Here is a 3,595-nt window from a genome sequence, read left to right as displayed (position 1 = left end):
CAATATGGTGTAAGCAAAATTAAGTCGCTTCGCTATAGATTTATTTATAAAATAGCTTCGCACAAAACTAATTTTATTTGCTTCAATAGGTGTAAGTAGATGATTAATAGCAGCGACTAATTTTCAGTTGGATCAACATCGATATTCCATTTTACTTTTCGACTTTCAGGGTATGCCATAATTTCAGGTAAAATGTGCGAAAGGAATTGTTGCAAATAGGAGCGCGAAGGATGCTGGAGTAGTAATTGCCAACGGAAACGACCTCCCCGCTTAGCTTGGATCGCCGGTGTAGGACCCATTAACCAAAGTTGTGAGTCGCGCATGGTATGTTGTTCTATATATTGGCAAAACTTGTTTAAAAAATCAGGTGCCGATTGGTTATGATGATCTTCTGAACGGATCATGATATGACTGCTATGTGGTGGCAAAAAAACATCACGTCGTTCCGCTAGTGTTTCTGTCGCGAACGCGTTATATCCCTTTTCTAATAATGTCGCTAATAATGGATGTTCAGGGTGGTAGGTTTGTAGGATCACTTCACCATCTTTACCGGCCCGCCCAGCCCGTCCAGATACTTGGATATAAAGCTGAGCAAATCTTTCGGTTGCCCGATAATCACTGGAAAAAAGTGTGCCATCTACATTCAGTAGGGCGACCAGAGTAACATCAGGAAAATGGTGTCCTTTCGCTAGCATTTGGGTGCCGATCAAAATTCGAGCACCACCTGTATAGACAGTTGCTAGCTGTTTTTCTAATGCGCCTTTCCGCCGAGTGGTATCTCTGTCAACGCGGGTAACCGGTATATTAGGAAAAAGCTGGTTAATAGCTTCTTCTAACTGTTCAGTGCCTAGACCGACAGGGAGTAGATGCGTTGAGCCGCAGTGTGAGCATTGTATTGGGATTGGCAGTTGACGATCACAGTGATGGCAACGTAGCTGACATTGATGATGGTGTAGTGTGTAATAATGATCACAACGTGAACACTCGGCAATCCAACCACAATCATGGCAAATTAATGTTGGTGAGTAACCACGGCGATTTAAAAATAGCATCACTTGATTATTTGCTGCCAGATGCTCTTCAATACGCTGTATTAATGGTCTTGACATACCATATTTTAATGGCTGGCCTTTTAAATCAAGTAAATGTTGACTTGCCCGTTTTGCGTTTCCAGGTCGTTGGGTTAGATCTAGACGGTGATATTTTCCTTGTTCAATATTATAAAGACTTTCTAACGAAGGTGTTGCAGTACCCATAATAATTGGAATGTTCTCTTTTTTGGCACGAAAAACAGCCAGATCACGGGCATGATAACGCCATCCGTCTTGTTGTTTGTAAGAGTTATCGTGTTCTTCATCAATAATGATCAAGCCAAGATTGGCAAAGGCCGTGAATAATGCGGAGCGCGTGCCAATTACAATAGCATTGTGTCCCTTTTGTGCCCGCAACCAGACCGTCAGTCGTTCACTATCATTTAATGCGGAATGCAGCACATCAACAGGCGCATTAAATCGCTCACTAAATCGTTGGATAGTTTGGGGAGTAAGATTAATTTCAGGTATCAGGACTAATGCTTGTTTACCTTGTGCTAAAACATTTTCAATCACACTGAGATAGACTTCTGTTTTACCAGAACCCGTGATCCCCACTAATAACCAAGGCATAAATGTTGACAGAGAACTTATTGCCCCTACTGCTGTTGACTGTTCTAGGCTAAGTTTTGGTTTTTCACCACAAAGATGAAAATCAGTATGCCAGTTTTCCATTTTTGGTTGGATGCGTAATAGTTGAATCAAGGCGCTCTTTTTTAATGCTTGTAGTGCACTTTCACTCAATTGGTATTCTGTTACTTGATGACGATAAAGGGGCTGTTGCTGTAGTAATGCGAGCGCCTGTTGTTTTTTTGGCGCTCTTTTAAGCTGGTTTGGGGCCAAAATTTTACCTTGCTGGGTGATTTGCCATTGCCATAGCGGAGAAAATGTTGCCGCTTTGCCTTGCCGCAGTAACACTGGTAATGCATGAAATAGTACTTCACCAATCGGGTGATGGTAATACTGAGATGCCCAAAGTAGTAATGACCATAAACTGTTAGAAAATAGCGATTCCTGATCTAACACTTGTTCAATGGTTTTTAATTGTTCACTACTGAGTTCACTATTTTGATTATGCGATAATACAATACCTAAGGTAGTACGCTTGCCAAATGGCACCAATACCCGGCAACCTTTAGCTGGTAAAGGAAGATTGGATTGGTAATCAAAAACGCGCATCAGCGGAACAGGGAGCGCCACTTGAATAATAGTCATTATTAAATGTTCCTAATCATTTTCATACAGCTTATTTATAAGACATATAAAGATAGAGTATCACATTATTTGAATAGATTTCATTGCGCTATAAACAGATTTTCTGTATGATCCGCCACTTTTGTTAGTAATTTTCATTACTAACAACTATTCTTAGATTTGACGTATGGTGTCTAGCGTTAGGGTTAGATAGCGATGCCGCCTAAGTAGAGGTTTTCTATGAAAAAAGATATTCACCCTAAATATGAAGAAGTTACTGCGACTTGTTCTTGCGGTAATGTAATGAAAATTAAATCAACTGTTAATCATGATCTGAATTTGGATGTTTGTGGTAAATGTCATCCATTCTATACAGGTAAACAGCGTGATGTGGCTGCCGGCGGCCGTGTTGATCGCTTCAAGCAGCGATTCAATATTCCAGGCATGAAAAAATAATAATGGTTCAATGATACAAGCCAAAATCATGCTTATAATATAAGAGTAACACTTCGCTTAATATCGGTGTGTTACTGTTATATAAAACCAAATTTGTTGAATTAAAAACAATTAAACTAAGACTATTTTTACAAAAAACTTTAGTTATTTAATCTTTAAAGAATAAGACAAATAATTAATATTCCCATGTGTCTGGATCAATACCTTTTTGGCGCATAACGATTTTTGCTGCTTCTGGAATCTCATCATCACGTTCTTTACGTAAATCATCGTCATTTGGCAATGGTTGCCCAGTGAAGGCGTGTAAAAACGCTTCACATAGCAATTCACTGTTTGTTGCATGGCGTAAATTATTAATTTGTCTACGAGTGCGCTCGTCTGTCAAAATTTTAAGTACTTTTAATGGGATAGATACTGTGATCTTTTTTACTTGCTCCCTTTTTTTACCATGTTCAGCATAAGGGCTAACATAATCACCATTCCACTCAGCCATCGGATACCTTAAGTTAAGTCAATCAATAGAAGAATTTAGTTGCTATATAAATATAGCCTTAATTGGCAAAAATTTGTTTAATAAGTTTCTAATATTCTATCGTTTATTGTCGGGTTTAATATTGATAATTAAACCATTACTTGATTTAAAGGTAAAGTATTTTTGGATTTCCAGATGTATTAACATCTTCATGTCCATTTTTTTATATTTGATTATCTTTTTAATTTTTTTATTGAATCGATATTATGTTAGTTCAACCAATAATGTTAACCATATGTCATTGGTTAAGTGCTATAAGTGCTATAAGTGCTATAAGTGCTATAAGTGCTATAAGTGCTATAAGTGCTATAAGTGCTATAAG

3 protein-coding genes are annotated in these 3,595 nt (G+C 38.1%); 1 reads left to right on the top strand and 2 read right to left on the bottom strand.

Features of this window, described 5'->3' with window-relative positions:
* Window positions 1–116 precede the first annotated feature (116 nt).
* Window positions 117–2,306: a primosomal protein N' gene (priA, locus tag ARSQ2_RS09775; protein ID WP_181995180.1), complete on the bottom strand. Its 2,190-nt coding sequence runs from the start codon at window positions 2,304–2,306 to the stop codon at window positions 117–119.
* Between the two features lie 219 nt (window positions 2,307–2,525).
* On the opposite strand from priA, the gene rpmE reads away from it, so the two are divergent.
* Complete coding sequence (rpmE, locus tag ARSQ2_RS09770) at window positions 2,526–2,741, top strand: 50S ribosomal protein L31 (protein ID WP_032116035.1); 216 nt, start codon at window positions 2,526–2,528, stop codon at window positions 2,739–2,741.
* A gap of 175 nt (window positions 2,742–2,916) precedes the next feature.
* Here the strand turns inward: rpmE and metJ are convergent, their stop codons facing one another.
* Window positions 2,917–3,234 (bottom strand): met regulon transcriptional regulator MetJ, encoded by a 318-nt coding sequence (gene metJ / locus ARSQ2_RS09765; protein WP_181995179.1) that lies wholly within the window; start codon window positions 3,232–3,234, stop codon window positions 2,917–2,919.
* Between the last annotated feature and the right edge of the window lie 361 nt (window positions 3,235–3,595).

This window comes from Arsenophonus endosymbiont of Bemisia tabaci Q2, assembly GCF_902713415.1.
Taxonomy (GTDB): domain Bacteria; phylum Pseudomonadota; class Gammaproteobacteria; order Enterobacterales; family Enterobacteriaceae; genus Arsenophonus.
Note: the sequence above shows the minus strand (reverse complement) of the source record. Positions and strands in the feature narration are given on the sequence as shown.

Excerpts from the sequence above, each read along its gene's own strand:
- priA (WP_181995180.1), bottom strand. The coding sequence starts at position 2,306 with ATGACTATTATTCAAGTGGCGCTCCCTGTTCCGCTGATGCGCGTTTTT.
- rpmE (WP_032116035.1), top strand. The coding sequence starts at position 2,526 with ATGAAAAAAGATATTCACCCTAAATATGAAGAAGTTACTGCGACTTGT.
- metJ (WP_181995179.1), bottom strand. The coding sequence starts at position 3,234 with ATGGCTGAGTGGAATGGTGATTATGTTAGCCCTTATGCTGAACATGGT.